Raw genomic sequence first — 21,657 nt, 5'->3', positions numbered from 1 at the left:
ACGGGCGGCACGGCGCGGCACGGGCGGCACGGCGCGGCACGGGCGGCACGGCGCGGCACGGGCGGCACGGCGGTCCCACGGCGCACCCGGTCACCCGTGGCGCACGAACGCAGGTGCTCACGAACGCCGGTGCTGCGGCACGCCGAGGACACACCGTGGGCGCGGGGCGGCCCCGCAGGGCACGCGGCCGTCCCGCGGCGCGGTGTCCGGCCGCCCCTCGGGCACGCGTGCGCCGTCGGCCGCCCGGCCCCCCGGAGGGTTACTCGCCGAGGCCGGCCAGGTCGCGCAGGCGGCGGGACTGGGACTGGCGTTCGGCGGCGCGCTGGGCGTCGTAGGTGCGGTCCTGGGCGCCGCGCAGCAGCGCCTTGGTCTCGATGAGGGCGTCGCGGGGCGCGGCGAGGAGCGCCGCGGCGAGGTCGGCCGCCGTGGCGTCAAGCTGGTCCACGGGGACCGCCAGGTTGGCCAGGCCGGTGCTGACGGCCTCCTCGGCCAGGACGAAGCGGCCCGTGGCGCAGATCTCCAGCGCACGGGCGTAGCCGACCAGCGACACCAGCGGATGCGTGCCGGTGAGGTCGGGGACCAGGCCCAGGCCAGTCTCGCGCATCGCGAACTGCACGTCGTCGGCGACGACGCGCAGGTCACAGGCGAGAGCGAGCTGGAAACCCGCTCCGATGGCGTGGCCCTGGACGGCGGCGACGGACACGATGTCGCTCTGCCGCCACCAGGTGAACCCCTCCTGGAACTCGGCGATGGCCGCGTCCAGTTCGGCGTCGCTGCCACGCGCGAGGTCGACGAAGGACAGTTCGCCCTCGATGCCCTCGGGCGTGAACATCTGCCGGTCGAGGCCCGCGGAGAAGGACTTGCCCTCTCCGCGCAGCACCACGACACGGACGGAGCCCGGCAGTGACCGGCCCGCCTCGGCGAGCGTCCGCCACATGGCGGGGCTCTGCGCGTTGCGCTTGGCCGGGTTGGTCAGCGTCACCGTGGCGATCGCGTCGTCGACGGTGAGCCGTACGCCGTCCTTGTCGAGTACCGGGTCGAGCGAAGCCATGGGGCGCCTCCGATGGGTGCGGTCATCGTGGATGCCGTGCACCGGCATCCATAAGTGACTGCACAGTAACCACCCGGTCGGCCTGCGGTCCCCCCGGGCCCCTCAAGGAACCGGGGGGAGGCCGGCCGGGCGGCCACCATCGACGCCGCGGGGCCGCCCGGGGCTCAGGCCGAGGCGGCCTTCTTGCCCCGGGTCGCCCCGCCACGCCCACGGAGCGTGACGCCCGACTCGCTGAGCATGCGGTGCACGAAGCCATACGAGCGGCCGGTCTCCTCGGCCAACGCCCGGATGCTCGCACCGGCGTCGTACTTCTTCTTCAGGTCTGCCGCGAGCTTGTCGCGCGCGGCGCCGGTCACCCGGCTGCCCTTCTTCAGAGTCTCGGCCACCCGTGCCTCCTCATGGGAAGTGCGCTCTGGTCCCCTCATGATCACCCCTCCCGCGCCTCATGGCCACCCATTCGGCAAGGTCCGTGCGACAGGGTTGTGACGACAGGAGCACGTCCCCACATACGGAATCAGGGATTCCATGCCTTGGCGCGCATACCCCTGGACGGGTAATCCTCGCGAAGTACCAGGTCAGTGACGCACGACGGCCGGGCCCCCGGTGTTCGGGGGCCCGGCCGGGAAATCGATGTAGGACACACCTCGATACGAGGAGATCTCACACAGATGGTGGATCACCGATGGGCCGAATGATCCATACCCAGTGGATCACGCATTCGATCAAGCGAGGGCGACGAGGTCCGCGTAGTCGGAACCCCACAGGTCCTCCACGCCGTCCGGCAGCAGAATGATCCGCTCCGGCTGGAGCGCCTCGACGGCGCCCTCGTCGTGGGTGACCAGCACGACCGCACCCTTGTAGGTGCGCAGCGCGCCGAGGATCTCCTCGCGGCTGGCCGGGTCGAGGTTGTTGGTGGGCTCGTCCAGCAGCAGGACGTTCGCCGAGGAGACGACCAGGGTGGCCAGGGCCAGCCTGGTCTTCTCGCCGCCGGAGAGGACCCTGGCCGGCTTGTCGACGTCGTCGCCGGAGAAGAGGAAGGAGCCCAGCACCTTGCGGACCTCGACCAGGTCCATGTCGGGGGCGGCCGAGCGCATGTTCTCCAGGACCGTGCGGTCCGGGTCGAGGGTCTCGTGCTCCTGGGCGTAGTAGCCGAGCTTGAGGCCGTGGCCGGGGAGGACCTCGCCGGTGTCGGGCTGCTCGACGCCGCCGAGCAGCCGCAGCAGCGTCGTCTTGCCGGCGCCGTTCAGGCCCAGGATGACCACGCGGGAGCCCTTGTCGATGGCCAGGTCGACGTCGGTGAAGATCTCCAGGGAGCCGTACGACTTCGACAGGCTCTCGGCCGTCAGCGGGGTCCTGCCGCAGGGGGCGGGCTCCGGGAAGCGGAGCTTGGCGACCTTGTCGGAGGCCCGGACCGCCTCCAGGCCGGAGAGCAGTTTGTCGGCACGGCGGGCCATGTTCTGCGCGGCGACCGTCTTGGTGGCCTTGGCGCGCATCTTGTCGGCCTGGGCGTTGAGCGCGGCGGCCTTCTTCTCGGCGTTCTGCCGCTCGCGCCTGCGGCGCTTCTCGTCGGCCTCGCGCTGCTGCTGGTAGAGCTTCCAGCCCATGTTGTAGACGTCGATCTGGGAGCGGTTGGCGTCCAGGTAGAACACCTTGTTGACGACCGTCTCGACCAGGTCGACGTCGTGACTGATCACGATGAAGCCGCCGCGGTAGGTCTTGAGGTAGTCGCGCAGCCAGACGATCGAGTCGGCGTCGAGGTGGTTCGTGGGCTCGTCGAGCAGCAGGGTGTCCGCGTCGGAGAACAGGATGCGGGCCAGCTCGATGCGTCGGCGCTGACCGCCGGAGAGCGTGTGCAGCGGCTGTCCGAGCACGCGGTCGGGCAGGTTGAGCGCGGCGGCGATGGTGGCGGCCTCGGCCTCGGCGGCGTACCCGCCCTTGGTGAGGAACTCCGTCTCCTGGCGCTCGTACTGCCTGAGCGCCTTCTCGCGGGTGGCGCCCTGGCCGCTTGCGATGCGCTGCTCGTTCTCGCGCATCTTGCGGATCAGGACGTCGAGGCCGCGGGCGGACAGGACACGGTCGCGGGCGAGCACGTCGAGGTCACCGGTGCGGGGGTCCTGCGGCAGATAGCCGACCTCCCCGGAGCGGGTGATGGTGCCGCCGGCGGGCTGGCCCTCGCCCGCGAGGCACTTGGTGAGGGTGGTCTTGCCGGCGCCGTTGCGGCCGACCAGGCCGATGCGGTCGCCCTTGGCGACACGGAAGGTGGCGTTCTCGATGAGGACGCGCGCACCGGCGCGCAGCTCGATACCGGAGGCGGAGATCACGGACAGACTCCAGGGCGGAAGGTTGGCGGGACGGGCGGATCAGTGGCTGCCGCGCGAGGCGTGCCCTTCCGGGCGGCGCCGGTCGGCGTTCCCGCCGTCTAGTGCGCGAGGAGAATGGCCATGGGATTCAGTCTAACGGGCTCGTGCAACCGGATATTCCGGGACCGCCGGGCGAGGACGACGCCGGCGGCGGGGGCCCGGGACCGAGGACGGTGTCCCCGCAGGCCGGCGACGCCCGCCCATGACGTGCCCGAGGCGCGGGACGCACGCGGAGGCGCCGGTCACGACGGGAGGGCGGCCGCGGGCGGCGGCGTCGGGCCGGCCGCGTCCTCGTCCGCCCGGGTGCGGCGGGTGTGCCGGACCGGGCAGGACGCCGCCGGGCGGGAGGACCGCCGGACGGCCGCCGTGACGGACGGCGTGCGGGACCCCCGGGGCAGGTGGTCCCGCGGGCGCGGCAGCGGCGGCGTGGCGCCGTGCGGTGCGGTGCGGCGCCCTCCGGTGAGCCGGGCGACCGGCGGCCGGGGCGCTGTCGGTGGTGGCTGCCACACTGACGGCAGGTGATTCTTCCGGCTCTGATCCCGAAGAGGTGATCGGTATGGCAGGCACGGGCGGTGGGGCTCCGAGCATCTACCCGACGGTGCTCTACGCGGACGCGAAGGCGGCGGTCCGGCAGCTCACGGAGGCCCTGGGGTTCACGGAGCTGTCGCTGTACGAGAGCGAGGACGGGTCGGTGATGCACGCCGAGCTGGCGCAGGGCAACGGAGCGGTGATGATCGGCTCCAAGGGCCGCGGCGGCGTCTTCGACTCCGCGATGAAGGGCGCCGGCCCGGCCGGGGTGTACGTCGTCGTGGACGACGTCGACGCACACCACCGGCGGGCCGTGGACCACGGCGTGGAGGTCCTGATGCCCCCGACCGACCAGGACTACGGCTCGCGCGACTACATGGTCCGGGACGCCGAGGGCAACATCTGGAGCTTCGGCACGTACGTGCCCGCGACAGGCGGCTGAGCCGACTCAGCTCCCCCCGGTGTGGACCTGGAAGGCCGCGCGGCGCACGGCCTTGGCCAGGGCCGGGTCGGGGTGGGCCGCGGCGAGCGCGACCAGGACCTGCACGGTGCGGGGGTGGCCGACCGCACGGACCTCGTCGAGCAGGGCGGGGACCGTCGGCTGCACCGCGGACTCCAGATGGCGCACCAGCATCGGGGCCTCGCCGTGGTCGGCCACGGCCGCGGCGGTGTCGACCCACAGCCAGGTGGCCTCTTCCCGGGTGAGGATCTCGTACGCGTCCTCGGGGTCGGTGCCGTCGTGCTCGGCCAGCCACAGCAGCGCGTAGGGGCGCAGCGTCGGCTCGTCGAGCACGGCGCGCACCTCGGGCTCGGCGGGGGCGCCGACCACGCGCAGCGCCTCGAAGGCGAGGCCGCGCAGCAGGGCGTCCTCCCCGCGGGCGGCGGCCAGCAGTTCGGTCACGGCGCTGCCGACGGGCCGGGCGGCGAGCCAGGCGCGGTACTCGGCGCGGGCGGCGTTGGGGCGCAGCTGGGCGCAGCCGCGCAGCATGTCCTCGGCGGATGCCTCGATGTTGCCGGCGGGGCTCTGCGCGGCGACGCAGATCTGCTCCAGCTTGACCCAGACCGCCCAGCTGCCCAGCGGGGTGAGCGTGGCGTGAGCGGTGTCACAGGTCAGGGCGCCGACCGAGGCGAGGGCGTGCAGGGCCCAGTCCAGGAGGGGGGCCAGCGGGGCGTCGCCGGGCCGGGGTTCGGCGGGCTCGGGCTGCGGGCCGTAGGGGATCTCGCAGCGCTCGGTGCGCAGTTCGGTGACCCGCTGCTCCAGCAGGTCCAGCAGCTGGGCCACGGGGACGGGCCCGGCGGACAGCTGGAGGAAGGAGAGCACCTGCGGCATGGCCGAGACGACCTCGGCGACGGCGGCCGGCTCGTGCCCGGCGGGTTCCGGGTGGGCGAGCGACCAGGCGTCGAAGAGGGCGACCCAGCCGCGCAGGACGGCGCTGTCGTCGCGGTTCCAGGCGCGCAGCCGCCAGCCGGGGCGGGCGGTGTCGCCGTGCACCTCGACGAGTCCGGCGAGCCGGGCGGTGTCCCAGTCGGCGCGGATCTGAGCGGGGCTCAGGCCGAGTTCGGCCGCCGCCCGTTCGGCGGTCGCGTCGGACAGGGTGGCCTTGCCGTCGGCGGGGGTGCCCGCCCGGCCTGGGCGCAGCGCGGCGTCGGCCCAGCGGGCCACCCGGGCGGCACCGGCCAGCTGGGAGCGGGCCGTTTGGGCCAGCTCCGAGGGCGCCGGAGTGCCCTCCGGGGGGCGCGGGGCGTGGCGGCGCGGGCGCCGCTGATCCATCGCTCGGGGGGCGGCGGCCAGGGGTCGCGGGCGGACGAGTCGAAGCCTGGAGTCGCGCGGGATACGGGACGTCACGGGTGCAGTCTTCCGGTTGACGGTCCGAAAACCCAAACGGAATGTCACGGCGGGCGACGGGACTGGCCAACGCAGCGGCTCCGCGGGGCGGCGAGGAGGTGCGATCGGGCCAGTGACGAGAGCGGACGGAACCTCCGCGACCGGTGCGGGAGGACGTCACATCAGCGGGGTCAGGAAGCGGCGCAGGGCCTCCTGGTAGGCCGTGGGGTCCGGGTTCCACATGGCGCCGTGCGGGGCGTTCGGGACGGTGTGCAGGGAGACCAGGCCCGGCCGTCGTTCGGCGAGGCGGCGGGACAGCCGCCAGGGGGCGACGGTGTCGTCGGGTCCGTGGAGGACCAGGGCCGGCACGGCGAGGTCGTCGGCCTCGGCGACGGCCCTGTCCGGGTCGCCGTGCAGGCCCGTGCGGCCCTGGGCGGCCCGGACGGCGAGCGGCAGCACGGCGGCGGGCGTGCGGCGGGCCGCCGCCAGGGCGCGCAGGGTGGTCTGCCAGTCCAGGACCGGGGAGTCCAGCACCAGCCCGCGGATCCGGTCGCGGACCGCCGAGCGCACCGCCGTGTGCAGGCACATCGTGCCGCCGGTGGACCAGCCGTGCAGGACGACCCGCTGGGCGCCGTAGCGCACGGCGTAGCGGATCGCGGCGTCCACGTCGCGCCACTCGGACTCGCCGAGATGGTTCAGGCCGTCCGGGGGGCGGGGGGCGCCGAGGTCGCCCCGGTAGGCGAGGGCGAGGACGGGGAAGCGGAGACGGTGCAGGAAGGCCATGAGGTTCATGGCGAGCTCCCTGGTGGTGCCGAGGCCGTGCACGGCGATCACCCAGGTGTCGCGGGCGCCGGGCACGAACCAGGCGGGCAGGGCGCCCAGCTCGCCGGGGACGTCGATGTCGGCGTGGTCCAGGCCGAGGGCGCTCGCGGGGTCGCCGATGTGCACGTTCGGGGTGAGCCAGACGTGGTCGCCGGTCTCGAGACTGCCGTGGGTGACGCGTTCCAGGCGGCGGACGACGGTGTCGGCGGCGTGCGGGGCGGCCTCCAGGACGGATCCGACCACGGCGTGGCTGGCGTCGCCCGCGAGGCCGTAGGTGCCGGGGCGCAGGGAGGCCAGGTCCCGGGTGAGGGTGATGCGGCCGGGGGCCGTGCCGTGCACGGTGAGCCGGGGCTCGGTGGGCAGGGGGCGGCCGGGCGGCGCCTTGAGTGCGGCGTCGCTGGCGAGGCGTCCGGCGGCGACTCCGGCCGCGCCGGCGGCCAGGGCAACGGTGACGGCGGCGGCCGTCGCTTTGACAGTACGCACGGGTTCAGTGTCCTGGCGGACGGGGCGGGGGGCCAGCGGGCGGGGCCTTTCGGTGCCGCCGCTCGCGCCCGGCCGCCCCTGCCGGCCCGGGCGTCAGGGGGCGGGCTGGCCGTAGCCCTGGAGCCTGTCCTGCACCTCTGCCAGCTGGGCCGGGGTGAGAAGGGTGGGGGTCCGGCCCGGGACCGACGCGGCGGTCAGCCAGAGGCGGCACATCCATTCGAGCTGGGCCGTGCGGTCGTACGCCTGGCCGAGGGTCGCGCCGTGGGCGACGGTGCCGTGGTTCTGGAGGAGGCAGGCGGTGCGGCCGGTGAGGGCCCGGAGCATGTTCCCGGCCAGCTCGTCCGTGCCGTAGGCCGCGTACGGGGCGACCCGGACGGGTCCGCCGAGGGCCGCGGCCATGTAGTGGATCAGCGGCAGCTCGGGGACGAGGGTGGAGACGGCGGTCGCGTGGACGGCGTGGGTGTGCACGACGGCGCGGGCGTCGGTGGTGCCGTACACGGCCATGTGCATGGGCAGCTCGCTGGTGGGGACGAGGGTGCCGAGCACCTGGCGGCCCGCGAGGTCGACGCCGGTGATGTCGTCGGGGGTGAGCCGGTCGTAGGGCACACCGGACGGCGTGACGAGGACGGTGTCGCCGACGCGGACGGAGACGTTGCCGGAGGTGCCGACGACGAGGCCGTCGGCGGCGGTGCGGCGGGCCGTGGCCACCAGGTCGGTCCAGGCCGCGGCCAGGTCGGGGAGCTCTGCGCTCATGCCGTGATCCTGCCAGGCGGCGCCTTCGGGGCGCAGGACTCTTCCGGGTGACCAGGATCTCTTTCGCGGGTCGCCGGTTCGGATGAAGGAGCGCGCGAGGGGTTGCCGGGGCCTGGATACAGGCGTGGCGGGCGGGCAGGGAGTGCCGACCCCCTTTTACCGACACCCTGATGCCCTGCCCAGTTCACCTGGCGTTCACCTGGGTTACCTACGTTCGACCAGCCAATGACCTTCGAACGATTGCCTGGGTCCCCATGGAAAACCTCTCACTGATCCTCGCGATTGTGGTGGTAACCGCACTCGCGTTCGATTTCACGAACGGTTTTCACGACACCGCCAACGCGATGGCCACCACCATCTCGACCGGTGCGCTCAAGCCCAAGGTCGCGGTGGCCATGTCCGCCGTCCTCAACCTTGTGGGTGCTTTCCTCTCCGTCGAGGTCGCCAACACGATCTCCAAGGGTCTGGTCGACGAATCAGGCATCCGCCCCGAGGTGATCTTCGCCGCCCTGGTCGGCGCGATCCTCTGGAACCTCCTGACATGGCTCGTCGGGCTTCCGTCCTCCTCGTCGCACGCCCTGATGGGCGGCCTCATCGGCGCCACCGTCGCCTCGGCGGGCTTCGGCGCCGTGCACGGCGACGTGCTGGTCACCAAGGTGCTGCTGCCGGCGATCGCCGCCCCGCTGGTCGCGGGCCTCGCGGCGATGTTCGCGACGCGCCTGACCTACACCCTGGGCAAGAAGGCCGACGGCAAGGCATCGGCGAAGGGCTACCGCACCGGTCAGATCGCCTCCGCCGGTCTGGTCTCGCTGGCCCACGGCACGAACGACGCCCAGAAGACGATGGGCATCATCACCCTCGCCCTGATCGCCGGCGGCTCCCTCGCCCCCGACTCCGACCCGCCCCTGTGGGTCATCCTCTCGGCGGGCCTGGCCATCGCCCTCGGCACCTATCTGGGCGGCTGGCGCATCATCCGCACCATGGGCAAGGGCCTGACCGACCTCCAGCCGCAGCAGGGCTTCGCCGCCCAGACCAGCGCCGCGACGGTCATCCTGGCCTCCTCCCACCTGGGCTTCTCCCTCTCCACCACGCACTCGGTCTCCGGCTCCGTGATGGGCGCCGGCCTCGGCCGCAAGGGCGGTGTGGTCCGCTGGTCCACGGCGACCCGGATGTTCGTCGCCTGGGGTCTGACCCTGCCGGCCGCCGCGCTCGTCGGCGCGCTCGCCGAGTGGGTCACCGGCTTCGGTTCATGGGGCACCGCGCTCGTGGCCGTCTTCCTGGTCGCCTCCAGCGCCGCCATCTGGAAGATCTCCCGCCGCGAGGTCGTCGACCACACCAACGTCGTGGACGACCACATCGACGAGGAGCCGCCCGGCGTGGTCACCACCGCGATCGCGGTCGTCACCCCGCCTCCCACGGACGCCATGGTCGAGGAGCTGTCGGCCACCATCCACGCGCCCACCGGCACCGCCGACCCGGCCGCCCCCAAGGCCGCGGTCTGAGACCCCCGCACCCAGGTTCTAAGGAAACAGCAGCATGAAGATCGACTGGGCGGCCCTCGGCTCCGTCTTCGGCGTCAGCCTCGTGGTCACGGTGGCCCTCGTGGGCCTGTTCACCCTCGGCATCGTCGGCCTGTCCCGCCAGGAGCGGGCCCAGGCCCAGGGCGGCTCCGCGGCCCTCGCGGTCACCGGCGCGTACGCGGCCTTCGCGGCGTGCGCGGCGGCCGTCGGCTACGGCATCTACCTGATCATGGCGTGAGACCCGGCGTCTGACGCCAGGCTCCGGGAGGGGGCCGTCACGGACGAGGAGAGTCCGTGACGGCCCCCTCCTCGTGCGAGGGTTCCGTGCCCCAGGCGGTCATGACGGGGCGTCACGGACGGCGTTTCCGGGAATGCCGCCCGGCAGAGGGCATTTCACCCGGAGCCGGGCCGCGCGCACGGCCCGGCACAGCAGCGGTGTGGGCCTCGGCACACTCCTGCCCCGCAGGTCAACGGCGAGTTGACGGCCGTTCGCGGGCGTGGTGGACTGCCGGAGCCAATACGGCGGCAGGAGAGGAAGCCGGTGCGAATCCGGCGCGGTCCCGCCACTGTCACCGGGGTAGCCATCCCCGGGAGCCAGGAACTCTCACCGCCGGACTCGTCGAACCAGGGCGCGGACACCCTGAGTGAGGACATATCGCCATGCGCGGCTGCCGATCACGGTTCACCACCCCTGCCCTGCCCGACTCCACGACGGGCTGAGCCCGATGCGTGCCGATCGCGAGTTCGCGTACGGCGCCGCCGCCGGCCTCCTCGGTGACCTCCTCCTCGGCGATCCGCGCCGCGGACACCCCGTCGCCGCGTTCGGCCGTGCCGCCGGTGCCGTGGAGCGGCTGCTGTGGCGCGACCACCGCGGCTGGGGCACCCTGCACACGGCCGTGTGCGTGGGCGGCTCGGCGGCCCTGGGCGCCGTGGCCACCCGTGCCGTGCGCCGCTCCCCCGCCGCCTCCGTCGCCCTGACCGCCGCCGCCACCTGGGCCGTCGTCGGCGGCACCTCCCTGGCCCGCGAGGCCCGCGCCGTCGGCCGGGCGCTGGAAGCCGGTGACGTGGCGGCCGCTCGCGCCCGGCTGCCCCATCTCTGCGGCCGCGACCCGCAGACGCTGGACGCCGACGGGATCGCCCGGGCCGTGGTCGAGTCGGTCGCCGAGAACACCTCCGACGCGGTCGTCGGCGCGCTGGTGTGGGGCGCCCTCGGCGGAGTGCCGGGACTGCTCGGCTTCCGCGCGGTGAACACGCTCGACGCGATGGTCGGCCACAAGTCCCCCCGCTACCGGCGCTACGGCTGGGCCTCCGCCCGGCTGGACGACCTCGCGGGCTGGCCGGGCGCCCGGCTGACCGCCGCGCTCGCCGCCGCCGCGGGACCGGATCCGCGCGGCGCGGTACGTGCCTGGCGGGCCGACGCGGCGAAGCACCCGAGCCCCAACGCCGGTCCCGTGGAGGCGTCCTTCGCGGGTGCCCTCGGGGTGCGGCTGGGCGGAACGCTCTCCTACGGCGGCCGGGTCGAGCACCGGCCCGTGCTGAACGGGGCGACGGGACGGGCCGTCGCCGTGACCGACATCGACCGGGCGGTACGGCTGTCCCGCCGGGTCGGCTGGCTCGCGCTCGGCGTGGGAGTCGCCGCGCGCCTGGTGGTGAAGGGACGGAAGAGATGAGCGGGGGACTCCTCGTCGCGGGCACCACGTCCGACGCGGGCAAGAGCGTGGTCACCGCCGGGATCTGCCGGTGGCTGGTGCGTCAGGGCGTGAAGGTGGCGCCGTTCAAGGCGCAGAACATGTCGCTCAACTCGTTCGTGACCCGGGAGGGCGCGGAGATCGGCCGGGCGCAGGCGATGCAGGCGCAGGCATGCCGGGTCGAGCCGACCGCACTGATGAACCCCGTGCTGCTCAAGCCGGGCGGCGAGCAGAGCAGCCAGGTGGTGCTGATGGGCAAGCCGGTCGGCGAGATGAGCGCCCGCGGCTACCACGGCGGCCGCCAGCAGCAGTTGCTCGGGACCGTGCTGGACTGCCTGGCCGAGTTGCGGGGCACGTATGACGCGGTGATCTGCGAGGGGGCGGGCAGTCCGGCCGAGATCAATCTGCGCCGGACCGACATCGTGAACATGGGGATCGCGCGGGGTGCGCGCCTCCCCGTCCTCGTCGTCGGCGACATCGACCGCGGCGGCGTCTTCGCGTCCTTCTTCGGGACGGTGGCGCTGCTGTCACCCGAGGACCAGGAACTCGTGGCCGGGTTCCTCGTCAACAAGTTCCGCGGGGACGTGTCGCTGCTGGAGCCCGGGATCGACATGCTGCACGGCCTCACCGGGCGGCGGACGTACGGCGTGCTGCCGTTCCGGCACGGGCTCGGCATCGACGAGGAGGACGGACTGCGGGTCTCCCTGCGGGGAGCCGTCCGGGAGTCGCACGTGGCCGCGCCCGTCGGTCAGGACGTGCTGCGGGTCGCCGTGTGCGCGATCCCGCTGATGTCCAACTTCACGGACGTGGACGCGCTCGCCGCCGAACCCGGCGTCGTGGTGCGGTTCGTGGACCGGCCCGAGGAACTGGCCGACGCGGATCTCGTGATCGTCCCCGGCACCCGGGGCACGGTCAGGGCCCTGCGGTGGCTGCGTGAGCGCGGCCTCGCCGACGCCCTCGTCGCAAGGGCCTCCGAGGGCCGGCCCGTCCTCGGCGTCTGCGGCGGCTTCCAGATCCTCGGCGAGCACATCGAGGACGACGTCGAGAGCCGCGAGGGGCATGTCGAGGGGCTCGGCGTCCTGCCCGTGCGGGTGCGGTTCGCCCGCGAGAAGACCCTGACCCGGCCCGTCGGCGAGGCGCTCGGCGAACACGTCGAGGGCTACGAGATCCACCACGGGGTCGCGACCGTCGAGGGCGGCGAACCCTTCCTGGACGGCTGCCGGGCCGGCCAGACCTGGGGCACCCACTGGCACGGCTCCCTGGAGTCGGACGGCTTCCGGCGCGCTTTCCTGCGCGAGGTCGCCGCCGCCGCGGGCCGCCGCTTCGTCCCCGCGCCCGACACCTCCTTCGCCGCGCTGCGCGAGGAGCAGCTCGACCGGCTCGGCGACCTCATCGAACAGCACGCGGACACGGACGCGCTGTGGCGGCTCATCGAGTCCGGCGCGCCGCAAGGACTGCCTTTCATTCCACCGGGAGCGCCCGCATGAGCACAGTGTTGTTGTTGTCGACCGCCGACACCGATCTGCTGGCGGCCCGTGCCTCCGGCGCGTCCTACCGCATCGGCAACCCCACCCGGGTCGACGTCGCCGCGGAGCTGCCCGCGCTGCTCGACGGGGCGGACATCGCCGTCGTACGGCTGCTCGGCGGCAAGCGCGCCTGGGAGGACGGGCTGGCCGCGCTGCGGGCCTCCGGCGTGCCGACCGTGCTGCTGGGCGGCGAGGCCGTGCCGGACGCGGAGCTGATGGCCGAGTCGACCGCGCCCGCCGGTGTCGTGGCGGAGGCGCTGCGGTACCTGGTCGAGGGCGGGCCCGCCAACCTCACCGAGCTGGCGCGGTTCCTGTCCGACACGGTGCTGCTGACCGGCGAGGGCTTCGTCGAGCCGCAGAAGATGCCGGAGTACGGCGTCCACGGCGAGCGCGCCTTCGAGGAGGGCCGCCCGACCGTCGGCGTGCTCTTCTACCGCGCCCACGAGCTCAGCGGGAACACCGCCTTCGTGGACACCCTCTGCGACGCGGTCGAGGCGCTGGGCGCCAACGCCCTTCCCGTGTACTGCGGTTCGCTGCGCGGCGCCGACCCGGCTCTGTACGAGATCCTCGCGCGCACCGACGCGCTCGTGGCCACCGTCCTCGCCGCGGGCGGCACGCACGCCTCGCAGGCATCGGCCGGCGGCGACGAGGAGGCGTGGGACATCGGCGCGCTCGCGGACCTGGACGTGCCCGTGCTGCAAGGGCTCTGTCTGACCTCCTCGCGGGCCGCGTGGGACGACTCCGACGCCGCGCTGTCCCCCATGGACGCGGCGATGCAGGTGGCGATCCCGGAGTTCGACGGACGGCTGATCACCGTGCCGTTCTCCTTCAAGGAGCAGGGTCCGGACGACGTCCCGGTCTACGTCGCCGACCCCGAGCGGGCCGCGCGCGTCGCCGGGATCGCCGTACGGCACGCGCGGCTGGGCCACAAGCCGAACGGGGACAAGCGGATCGCGCTGGTCTTCACCGCCTACCCGACCAAGCACTCGCGTGTCGGCAACGCGGTCGGCCTGGACACGCCCGCGTCGGCGGTGCGGGTGCTGGACGCCCTCCGGGACGCCGGGTACGGCCTCACCGAGTACCCCGACAACGGCGACGAGCTGATCCACCGGCTCATCGAGGCCGGCGGCCACGACGTGGAGTGGCTGACCGAGGAGCAGCTGTCGGCCGCGCCCGCGCGGGTCCCGCTCGCGGACTACCGGGCGTGGTTCGAGAAGCTGGACCCGGCGCTGCGGGACGCCATGCTCCAGGCGTGGGGGGAGCCGCCGGGCTCGCTGTACGTCGACGGGGACGACATCGTGCTGGCGTCCCTGCGGTTCGGGAACGTCGTCGTGATGATCCAGCCTCCCCGCGGCTTCGGCGAGAACCCGATCGCGATCTACCACGACCCGGACATGCCGCCGTCGCACCACTACATGGCGGCCTACCGCTGGCTGGACAACAGCTTCGGCGCCGACGCGATCGTGCACATGGGCAAGCACGGCACGATGGAGTGGCTGCCGGGCAAGGGCCTGGGGCTCTCCGGCGGCTGCGCCCCGGACGCGGTCCTCGGCGACCTGCCGCTGGTCTACCCGTTCATCGTCAACGACCCGGGCGAGGGCACGCAGGCCAAGCGGCGCGGCCACGCCACGGTCGTCGACCATCTGGTGCCGCCGATGGCGCGTGCCGACACCTACGGCGACCTGGCCAAGCTGGAGCAACTGCTCGACGAGTACGCCCTGGTCAGCGATCTCGACCCGACGAAGGCCCCGGCCGTGCGGGCGCAGATCTGGACGCTGGTGAAGGCGGCCGAGCTGCACCACGACCTGCATGTCGACGAGCAGCCGGACGAGGACGGCTTCGACGAGTTCGTCATGCACATCGACGGCTACCTCTGCGAGATCAAGGACGTCCAGATCCGCGACGGTCTGCACATCCTGGGCGGCGGCCCGGTCGGCGAGGCACGGGTGAACCTCGTGCTGGCCGTGCTGCGGGCCTCGCAGGTGTGGGGCGGCAGGGCGAACGCGCTGCCGGGTCTGCGGGCCTCGCTGGCCGCCCACTTCGGGCTGGCCGAGAAGGAGCTGCTGGCCGAGCCGGGCGCCCCGGTGAAGGTGCCGGTGGAGCTGACGGACCTGGTGGACGGCCCGGCGCGGACCGCCTCCGACGCGATCGACCTGCTGGAGCAGCTGTGCCGGCGGATCGCCGAGGGCATGGAGACCCGGGACTGGGCCGCCGCGGCCGGACCGGAGCTGGTGCGGGAGGTGCTCGGCACCGAACTCCCCGACGCCGTCGCGGTGCTGGAGTTCGCGAGCACCGAGGTCGTGCCGCGGCTCGCCCGCACCACGGACGAGATCGGGCACATCCTGAAGGCCCTGGACGGCGGTTACGTCCCCGCGGGCCCGTCCGGCTCCCCCACGCGCGGTCTGGTCAACGTCCTGCCGACCGGCCGCAACTTCTACTCCGTCGACCCCAAGGCCATTCCCTCGCGGCTGAGCTGGGAGGTCGGGCAGTCGCTGGCGGACTCGCTGGTGCAGCGGTACCTGGCGGACAACGGGGAGTACCCGAAGTCCGTCGGCCTGACGGTCTGGGGCACGTCCGCGATGCGCACCCAGGGCGACGACATCGCCGAGATCCTGGCGCTGCTGGGCTGCCGCCCGGTGTGGGACGACGCCTCGCGCCGGGTGACGGGCTTCGAGATCGTCCCCCCGGCCGAGCTGGGCCGGCCCCGCATCGACGTCACGGTCCGCATCTCCGGCTTCTTCCGGGACGCCTTCCCGCACGTCGTCGCCCTGATCGACGACGCGGTGCGGGCGGTGGCCGAGCTGGACGAGCCCGCCGACGCGAACTTCGTGAAGGCCCACGCCGACGAGGACACGGCCGAGCACGGCGACCGCCGCCGCGCGACGGCCCGTGTCTTCGGCTCCAAGCCGGGCGCGTACGGGGCCGGTCTGCTGCCGCTGATCGACGCCCGCAACTGGCGCTCGGACGCCGACCTCGCCGAGGTGTACGCCGTGTGGGGCGGCTACGCCTACGGGCGCGGCCTCGACGGCCGGGCGGCGCGCGGCGACATGGAGACGGCGTTCCGGCGGATCGCGGTGGCCGCGAAGAACGTGGACACGCGCGAGCACGACCTCGTCGACGCGGACGACTACTTCCAGTACCACGGCGGCATGGTCGCCATGGTCCGCCACCTCACGGGCGCCAACCCCGAGGCGTACGTGGGCGACTCGGCCGTCCCGGACCAGGTGAGGACCCGCACGCTGGGCGAGGAGACCCACCGCGTGTTCCGCGCCCGGGTGGTCAACCCGCGGTGGATGGCCGCCATGCGGCGGCACGGCTACAAGGGCGCCTTCGAGATGGCGGCGACCGTGGACTACCTGTTCGGCTACGACGCCACGGCCGGGGTCGTGGACGACTGGATGTACGAGAAGCTGGCGTCCGAGTACGTGTTCTCGCCCGAGAACCAGGAGTTCATGCGGCAGTCCAACCCCTGGGCGCTTCGCGGCGTCACGGAGCGACTGCTGGAGGCCGCCGAGCGCGGTCTGTGGGCGGAGCCGGACGCGGACACCCTGGAGCGGCTGCGGGCCACGTACCTGGAGCTGGAAGGCGACCTGGAGGGCGACCAGTGACGACTCCCTTCCCTTTCACGGCCGTCGTCGGCCAGGACGATCTGCGGCTCGCGCTGCTGCTGAACGCCGTGTCGCCGGCGGTCGGCGGGGTGCTGGTGCGCGGCGAGAAGGGCACCGCCAAGAGCACGGCCGTGAGGGCCCTTTCGGCGCTGCTGCCCGAGGTGCCGGTCGTGCCGGGGTGCCGGTTCTCCTGCGATCCGGCGAACCCGGACGCCTCCTGCCCGGACGGGCCTCACGAGGCGGGCAGCGGCACCGGGCGGCCCGCGCGGATGGTCGAGCTGCCCGTCGGCGCCTCCGAGGACCGGCTGGTGGGCTCGCTCGACATCGAACGCGCCCTGGCCGAGGGCGTGAAGAGTTTCGAGCCCGGCCTCCTGGCGCAGGCGCACCGCGGGATCCTCTACGTCGACGAGGTCAACCTGCTGCACGACCATCTGGTCGACCTGCTGCTGGACGCGGCCGCGATGGGCGCCTCGTACGTCGAGCGCGAGGGCGTCTCCGTGCGGCACGCGGCCCGGTTCCTGCTGGTCGGCACGATGAACCCCGAGGAGGGCGAGCTGCGGCCGCAGCTGCTGGACCGGTTCGGCCTCACCGTCGAGGTGGCCGCCTCGCGGGAGCCCGACCAGCGGGTGGAGGTCGTCCGGCGGCGGCTGGCGTACGACGACGACCCGGCCGGTTTCGCGGTGCGCTGGGCCGGCGAGGAGGCCGCCGTACGGCAGCGGATCGTCGCGGCGCGGGAGCTGCTGCCGCAGGTGCGGCTGGGCGACGGCGCGCTGCGGCAGATCGCTGCGACGTGCGCGGCGTTCGAGGTGGACGGCATGCGGGCCGACATCGTGATGGCGCGCACCGCGACCGCGCTGGCGGCGTGGGCCGGGCGCACCGACGTGCTGGCGGAGGACGTGCGGCAGGCCGCGCTGCTCGCGCTGCCGCACCGCAGGCGCCGTAATCCGTTCGACGCGCCGGGGCTGGACGAGGACAAGCTCGACGAGACGCTGGAGGAGTTCTCCGGCGAGTCTCCCGACGAGGACCCCGATCCCGGCGGCCCCGGTGGCGGGGGCGGCGGGCAGCCGTCCCCGGAGTCCGGGCCGCAGGGCGGGGACACCGCCGCGCGGCCGGAGGCCGGGGAGGGCGGCGAGCCGCAGGCTTCGGGCGCCGGCGAGCAGTCGCCCGTACGGGCCGCCGAGCCGTTCCGGACCAGGGTGCTGAGCGTGCCCGGGATCGGCGAGGGTGCCGCCGGGCGGCGGTCCCGGGCGCGTACCGAGCAGGGGCGGACGACGGGCGCCCGGCGCCCCCGGGGCACGCTGACGAAGCTGCATCTCGCGGCGACCGTGCAGGCGGCGGCCCCGCACCAGCGGGCGCGCGGGCGGTCCGGGCCGGGGCTGGTCGTGCGGCGGGACGATCTGCGGCAGGCGGTCCGTGAGGGACGCGAGGGCAATCTCGTCCTTTTCGTGGTCGACGCCTCCGGGTCCATGGCGGCCCGGCAGCGGATGGGCGCGGTGAAGGGCGCCGTGCTGTCGCTGCTGCTCGACGCCTACCAGCGGCGGGACAAGGTGGGGCTGGTGACCTTCCGGGGTTCGGCCGCGGAGGTGGCGCTGCCGCCGACCTCGTCCGTGGACGCGGCGGCCGCTCGGCTGGAGTCGCTGCCGACCGGCGGGCGTACACCGCTGGCGGCCGGGCTGCTGAAGGCGCACGAGGTGCTGCGGGTGGAGCGGCTGCGGGACGCGGCGCGGCGGGCGCTGGTGGTCGTGGTGACCGACGGGCGGGCCACGGGCGGGCCGGAGCCGCTGTCGCTCGCCTCGAAGGCGGCCGGGCTGTTCGCGGCCGACGAGGTGGCCTCGGTCGTCGTGGACTGCGAGTCCGGGCCGGTGCGGCTGGGGCTCGCAGGGAAGCTCGCGGGCGAGCTGGGCGGCACGGCGGTGACGCTGGAGGAGCTGCGGGCGGACAGCATCGCCGGACTGGTGAAGGACGTACAGAGGAGGGCCGCGTAATGCCTCAGGGACAGCCGAGTGTGATCCCGGACGACGGGCTGACGACACGTCAGCGGCGCAACCGGCCGCTGGTCGTCGTGCACACGGGCGTCGGCAAGGGCAAGTCGACCGCCGCGTTCGGGCTGGCTCTGCGGGCGTGGAACCAGGGCTGGCCGATCGGGGTGTTCCAGTTCGTCAAGTCGGCGAAGTGGAAGGTCGGCGAGGAGAACGCGCTGCGGGTGCTCGGCGCCTCCGGCGAGGGCGGGACCGTCGACTGGCACAAGATGGGCGAGGGCTGGTCCTGGGTGCAGCGCGACGCGCAGATGGACAACGAGGAGAAGGCCCGCGAGGGCTGGGAGCAGGTCAAGCGGGACCTGGCCGCGGAGACCTACAGGCTGTACGTCCTCGACGAGTTCGCGTACCCGATGCACTGGGGCTGGGTCGACACGGACGAGGTCGTCGACGTGCTGCGCAGCCGTCCCGGCACCCAGCACGTGGTGATCACCGGGCGGAACGCGCCGGAGAAGCTGGTGGAGTTCGCCGATCTGGTGACCGACATGTCGAAGGTCAAGCACCCGATGGACACCGGCCAGAAGGGCCAGAGGGGCATCGAGTGGTGACGTCCGTCCCCCGGCTGGTCGTCGCCGCGCCGTCGTCCGGCAGCGGCAAGACCACCGTCGCCACGGGGCTGATGGCCGCGTTCGCCGCGCGGGGGCTCGGCGTGTCCCCGCACAAGGTGGGGCCGGACTACATCGATCCCGGGTATCACGCGCTCGCCACCGGGCGTGCGGGGCGCAACCTCGACGCGTACCTGTGCGGGCCGGAGCTGATGGCTCCGCTGTTCCTGCACGGGTCGCGGGGGTGCGACCTCGCCGTGGTCGAGGGCGTGATGGGGATGTTCGACGGGGCCGCCGGGGAGGGTGAACTGGCCTCCACCGCGCACGTCGCCAAGCTGCTGCGGGCGCCGGTCGTGCTCGTCGTGGACGCGTCGTCGCAGTCGCGGTCCGTGGCCGCGCTGGTGCACGGGTTCGCGTCCTGGGACCCCGGGGTGCGGGTGGCGGGCGTGATCCTGAACAAGGTCGGCTCCGACCGCCACGAGGAGCTGCTGCGGGAGGCGCTGGACTCCGTCGGGGTGCCGGTGTTCGGGGTGCTGAGGCGGGCCCCGCAGGTGGACACACCGTCCCGGCATCTGGGTCTGGTGCCGGTCGCCGAGCGGAGGGCCGCCGCCGTGGAGGCCGTGGCGGCGATGGCCGCGCAGGTGTCCGCGGGATGCGATCTGGAGGGGCTGCTGGCGCTGGCCCGGGGGGCGGGGGCGCTGCCGGACGAGGCGTGGCGGGCGCCTTCCGCCGCGGCGGACGAGGTGCGTCCGGTGGTCGCCGTAGCCGGTGGTGCCGCCTTCACCTTCTCCTACGCCGAGCACACCGAACTGCTCGCCGCCGCCGGGGCGGAGGTCGTCACGTTCGACCCGCTGCGGGACGAGGAGCTCCCGGAAGGGACCCGCGGGCTAGTGATCGGCGGCGGGTTCCCCGAGGTGTACGCCGCCGAGCTGTCCGCCAACGAGCCGCTGCGCAAGGCCGTCGCCGAACTCGCTCTCGGCGGGGCGCCGGTGGCCGCCGAGTGCGCCGGGCTGCTCTATCTGTGCCGGGAGCTGGACGGGCGGCCCCTGTGCGGGGTGCTGGACGCCACGGCCCGGATGTCCGAGCGGCTGACGCTGGGCTACCGGGACGCCGTCGCCGTGTCCGGCAGCGTGCTCGCGGCGGCCGGGACCCGGATGCGGGGGCACGAGTTCCATCGCACGGTCGTCGAGCCGGGCGCCGGGGCGGCTCCGGCCTGGGGGGTGCGCGCCCCTCAACGGCGCGTCGAAGGTTTCGTACAACAAGGTGTGCACGCGAGTTATCTGCACACGCACTGGGCGGCCGAGCCCGGTGTCGCCCGTCGGTTCGTGGAGAGGTGCCGGACGTCATGAGCAGCAGGCTGATCGGAGTCGGGGTGGGCCCGGGCGACCCGGAGCTGGTGACGGTCAAGGGCGTCAACGTGCTGCGGGACGCCGAGGTGGTCGTCGTGCCGGTGATGGACACCGGCGAGCGCGGCCGGGCCGAGGCGACGGTGCTGCACTACGTGCCCGCGGAGAAGGTCGTCCGGATCGTGTTCGCGCTGAACGAGCGGACCGACCGGGCTCGCCGGGAGAGCGCCTGGGACGCGGCCGGCGCCGAGGTCGCCGAGCTGCTGCGGACCCGTGGGAGCGTCGCGTTCGCCACCATCGGGGACCCGAACGTGTACTCGACGTTCACCTATCTCGCGCAGACCATCGGCACGCTCGTGCCCGGTGTGGTGGTGGAGACGGTTCCCGGTATCACCGCGATGCAGGACCTGGCCTCCCGCTCGGGTGCCGTGCTGACGGAGGGCACCGAGCCGCTGACGCTGGTGCCGGTGACCGCGGGGGCGGCCGTGCTGAAGGAGGCCCTCGCCGGGCCCGGCACGGTGGTGGCGTACAAGTTCGGGCGGCAGGCCGCGGAGGTCGCCGAGGCGCTGCGGGAGAGCGGCCGGATCGAGGACGCCGTGTGGGGTGCCTCGCTCGGGCTGCCCGAGGAGACGATCCGGCCGGCCGCCGGGCTCGGGGAGGAGCCCCTCCCCTATCTGTCGACGCTGATCGCGCCCGCGCGGCGCGAGGGCGGCCGGGGCGGCAAGCTGTGACACCCCGTCCGCCGGGGGCCGGGTCACTCGGCCAGGCCCACCACCAGCCAGATGAACCCCGCGCCCGCGACCGTGCACAGCAGCGTCGAGCGGGCCGGGTGGGCGTGATGGGCCTCGGGCAGGATCTCGGCCGCGGCGAGATAGAGCAGCGCGCCGCCGAAGAAGCCGAGATAGCCGCCGAGGACCGGCTCGGGGACGGTGACGAACGAGGCCGCGGCCGCGCCCACCACCGGGGCCGCCGCGTCCGCGACCAGCATCGCGACCGCCCGGCGGCGGGCGTTGCCGTACAGGGTCGTCAGGGTGAAGGTGTTGAAGCCGTCCGCGAAGTCGTGGGCGATCACCGCCACGGCGACGGCCGCTCCCATGCCGCCGCCGACCTGGAACGCCGCACCGATCGCGACTCCGTCCATGGCGCTGTGCAGCACCATCGCGCCGGCCGCCGTCAGCCCCACCTCGGGGGTGCGGTGCCCGTGCTCGTCGGCGCCGTGCGCGGCCGACCGGCCGGCCAGCAGACGTTCCACCGTATGGGCGAACAGGAAACCGGCCACGAACAGCAGCAGGGCCGCGGGGACGGCGAACACCTCGGTGTCCGCCGCCTCCAGTGCCTCGGGCAGCAGATCGAGTCCGACGACGCCCAGCATCAGGCCGCCGGCCAGGCCGAGCACCAGATGACGGCGGTCGGTGACACGGCCCGCCGTCCAGCCTCCGGCCAGCGTCATGAGGAACGCGCCGAGCGCGACAAGGACCGCCATGGCCCCTTGCTACCGGATCGGGCGGCACCGCCGCACATCCGCCACGAACAACCGCAGTGACATCACGTACGCAGGAGAGGACC

At 73.9% G+C, this 21,657-nt stretch carries 17 protein-coding genes and 1 riboswitch; of the genes, 10 read left to right on the top strand and 7 right to left on the bottom strand.

Annotation, left to right across the window (positions count from 1 at the left end; translation table 11 throughout):
• Positions 1-259 precede the first annotated feature (259 nt).
• From ACIQGV_RS30525 to ACIQGV_RS30515, 3 genes are all read right to left on the bottom strand, one after another.
• A complete protein-coding gene (locus ACIQGV_RS30525; RefSeq protein WP_402500061.1) occupies positions 260-1,051 on the bottom strand; it encodes an enoyl-CoA hydratase/isomerase family protein in 792 nt (263 codons plus the stop codon).
• A gap of 164 nt (positions 1,052-1,215) precedes the next feature.
• Positions 1,216-1,437, bottom strand: coding sequence for a helix-turn-helix domain-containing protein (locus ACIQGV_RS30520; RefSeq protein ID WP_018567695.1), 222 nt, complete (start codon positions 1,435-1,437; stop codon positions 1,216-1,218).
• 336 nt (positions 1,438-1,773) lie between these two features.
• On the bottom strand, positions 1,774-3,372 hold the full coding sequence (locus tag ACIQGV_RS30515; RefSeq protein ID WP_402500059.1) for an ABC-F family ATP-binding cassette domain-containing protein: 1,599 nt from the start codon (positions 3,370-3,372) through the stop codon (positions 1,774-1,776).
• A 595-nt stretch (positions 3,373-3,967) separates the two neighbouring features.
• Between ACIQGV_RS30515 and ACIQGV_RS30510 the strand changes: the two genes are divergently transcribed.
• Positions 3,968-4,381 carry a VOC family protein gene (locus ACIQGV_RS30510; RefSeq protein WP_402500057.1) on the top strand — a complete coding sequence of 138 codons (414 nt, stop codon included), beginning with the start codon at positions 3,968-3,970 and terminating at the stop codon, positions 4,379-4,381.
• Between the two features lie 6 nt (positions 4,382-4,387).
• On the opposite strand, the gene ACIQGV_RS30505 is transcribed toward ACIQGV_RS30510, so the two are convergent.
• The 3 genes from ACIQGV_RS30505 to ACIQGV_RS30495 form a co-directional block, all read right to left on the bottom strand.
• On the bottom strand, positions 4,388-5,710 hold the full coding sequence (locus tag ACIQGV_RS30505) for a hypothetical protein (RefSeq protein WP_402500055.1): 1,323 nt from the start codon (positions 5,708-5,710) through the stop codon (positions 4,388-4,390).
• 231 nt (positions 5,711-5,941) lie between these two features.
• Complete coding sequence (locus ACIQGV_RS30500; RefSeq protein ID WP_402500053.1) at positions 5,942-7,069, bottom strand: alpha/beta hydrolase; 1,128 nt, start codon at positions 7,067-7,069, stop codon at positions 5,942-5,944.
• Positions 7,070-7,162: 93 nt separating this feature from the next.
• Entirely contained in the window at positions 7,163-7,822 is a 660-nt protein-coding gene (locus ACIQGV_RS30495; RefSeq protein WP_402500051.1) for a class II aldolase/adducin family protein, read from the bottom strand.
• A 254-nt stretch (positions 7,823-8,076) separates the two neighbouring features.
• Here ACIQGV_RS30495 and ACIQGV_RS30490 point away from each other — a divergent pair, with 254 nt between their 5' ends.
• The 9 genes from ACIQGV_RS30490 (at position 8,077) to cobI (ending at position 20,822) form a co-directional block, all read left to right on the top strand.
• A complete protein-coding gene (locus tag ACIQGV_RS30490) occupies positions 8,077-9,324 on the top strand; it encodes an anion permease (RefSeq protein ID WP_402500049.1) in 1,248 nt (415 codons plus the stop codon).
• A gap of 34 nt (positions 9,325-9,358) precedes the next feature.
• Positions 9,359-9,580: a hypothetical protein gene (locus ACIQGV_RS30485; protein WP_402500047.1), complete on the top strand. Its 222-nt coding sequence runs from the start codon at positions 9,359-9,361 to the stop codon at positions 9,578-9,580.
• A gap of 292 nt (positions 9,581-9,872) precedes the next feature.
• Positions 9,873-9,946: riboswitch (cobalamin riboswitch) on the top strand.
• A 121-nt stretch (positions 9,947-10,067) separates the two neighbouring features.
• Positions 10,068-11,012 carry a cobalamin biosynthesis protein gene (locus ACIQGV_RS30480; protein WP_402500045.1) on the top strand — a complete coding sequence of 315 codons (945 nt, stop codon included), beginning with the start codon at positions 10,068-10,070 and terminating at the stop codon, positions 11,010-11,012.
• Positions 11,009-12,517 carry a cobyric acid synthase gene (locus tag ACIQGV_RS30475; RefSeq protein WP_402500042.1) on the top strand — a complete coding sequence of 503 codons (1,509 nt, stop codon included), beginning with the start codon at positions 11,009-11,011 and terminating at the stop codon, positions 12,515-12,517. The genes ACIQGV_RS30480 and ACIQGV_RS30475 overlap by 4 nt, the downstream gene beginning before the upstream one ends.
• Positions 12,514-16,164, top strand: coding sequence for a cobaltochelatase subunit CobN (cobN, locus tag ACIQGV_RS30470; protein WP_402500041.1), 3,651 nt, complete (start codon positions 12,514-12,516; stop codon positions 16,162-16,164). The genes ACIQGV_RS30475 and cobN overlap by 4 nt, the downstream gene beginning before the upstream one ends.
• Complete coding sequence (locus ACIQGV_RS30465; RefSeq protein ID WP_402500039.1) at positions 16,161-18,149, top strand: putative cobaltochelatase; 1,989 nt, start codon at positions 16,161-16,163, stop codon at positions 18,147-18,149. Before cobN ends, ACIQGV_RS30465 begins: the two co-directional genes overlap by 4 nt.
• Positions 18,149-18,748: a cob(I)yrinic acid a,c-diamide adenosyltransferase gene (gene cobO, locus ACIQGV_RS30460; RefSeq protein ID WP_402500037.1), complete on the top strand. Its 600-nt coding sequence runs from the start codon at positions 18,149-18,151 to the stop codon at positions 18,746-18,748. The genes ACIQGV_RS30465 and cobO overlap by 1 nt, the downstream gene beginning before the upstream one ends.
• Positions 18,742-20,094: a cobyrinate a,c-diamide synthase gene (locus tag ACIQGV_RS30455; protein ID WP_402500035.1), complete on the top strand. Its 1,353-nt coding sequence runs from the start codon at positions 18,742-18,744 to the stop codon at positions 20,092-20,094. Before cobO ends, ACIQGV_RS30455 begins: the two co-directional genes overlap by 7 nt.
• Positions 20,091-20,822 (top strand): precorrin-2 C(20)-methyltransferase, encoded by a 732-nt coding sequence (cobI, locus tag ACIQGV_RS30450; RefSeq protein ID WP_402500033.1) that lies wholly within the window; start codon positions 20,091-20,093, stop codon positions 20,820-20,822. Before ACIQGV_RS30455 ends, cobI begins: the two co-directional genes overlap by 4 nt.
• Before the next feature lie 23 nt (positions 20,823-20,845).
• On the opposite strand, the gene ACIQGV_RS30445 is transcribed toward cobI, so the two are convergent.
• Positions 20,846-21,574, bottom strand: coding sequence for a ZIP family metal transporter (locus tag ACIQGV_RS30445; protein ID WP_402500031.1), 729 nt, complete (start codon positions 21,572-21,574; stop codon positions 20,846-20,848).
• Positions 21,575-21,657: the final 83 nt, after the last annotated feature.

This window comes from Streptomyces sp. NPDC093094 (assembly GCF_044754345.1).
GTDB lineage: Bacteria > Actinomycetota > Actinomycetes > Streptomycetales > Streptomycetaceae > Streptomyces.
The sequence above is the reverse complement of the archived record's forward strand: the minus strand, read 5'-3'. Positions and strand labels throughout refer to the sequence as shown.

Excerpts from the sequence above, each read along its gene's own strand:
- ACIQGV_RS30525 (WP_402500061.1), bottom strand. The coding sequence starts at position 1,051 with ATGGCTTCGCTCGACCCGGTACTCGACAAGGACGGCGTACGGCTCACC.
- ACIQGV_RS30510 (WP_402500057.1), top strand. The coding sequence starts at position 3,968 with ATGGCAGGCACGGGCGGTGGGGCTCCGAGCATCTACCCGACGGTGCTC.
- ACIQGV_RS30505 (WP_402500055.1), bottom strand. The coding sequence starts at position 5,710 with ATGGATCAGCGGCGCCCGCGCCGCCACGCCCCGCGCCCCCCGGAGGGC.
- ACIQGV_RS30495 (WP_402500051.1), bottom strand. The coding sequence starts at position 7,822 with ATGAGCGCAGAGCTCCCCGACCTGGCCGCGGCCTGGACCGACCTGGTG.
- ACIQGV_RS30490 (WP_402500049.1), top strand. The coding sequence starts at position 8,077 with ATGGAAAACCTCTCACTGATCCTCGCGATTGTGGTGGTAACCGCACTC.
- ACIQGV_RS30485 (WP_402500047.1), top strand. The coding sequence starts at position 9,359 with ATGAAGATCGACTGGGCGGCCCTCGGCTCCGTCTTCGGCGTCAGCCTC.
- ACIQGV_RS30480 (WP_402500045.1), top strand. The coding sequence starts at position 10,068 with ATGCGTGCCGATCGCGAGTTCGCGTACGGCGCCGCCGCCGGCCTCCTC.
- ACIQGV_RS30475 (WP_402500042.1), top strand. The coding sequence starts at position 11,009 with ATGAGCGGGGGACTCCTCGTCGCGGGCACCACGTCCGACGCGGGCAAG.
- cobN (WP_402500041.1), top strand. The coding sequence starts at position 12,514 with ATGAGCACAGTGTTGTTGTTGTCGACCGCCGACACCGATCTGCTGGCG.
- cobO (WP_402500037.1), top strand. The coding sequence starts at position 18,149 with ATGCCTCAGGGACAGCCGAGTGTGATCCCGGACGACGGGCTGACGACA.
- cobI (WP_402500033.1), top strand. The coding sequence starts at position 20,091 with ATGAGCAGCAGGCTGATCGGAGTCGGGGTGGGCCCGGGCGACCCGGAG.
- ACIQGV_RS30445 (WP_402500031.1), bottom strand. The coding sequence starts at position 21,574 with ATGGCGGTCCTTGTCGCGCTCGGCGCGTTCCTCATGACGCTGGCCGGA.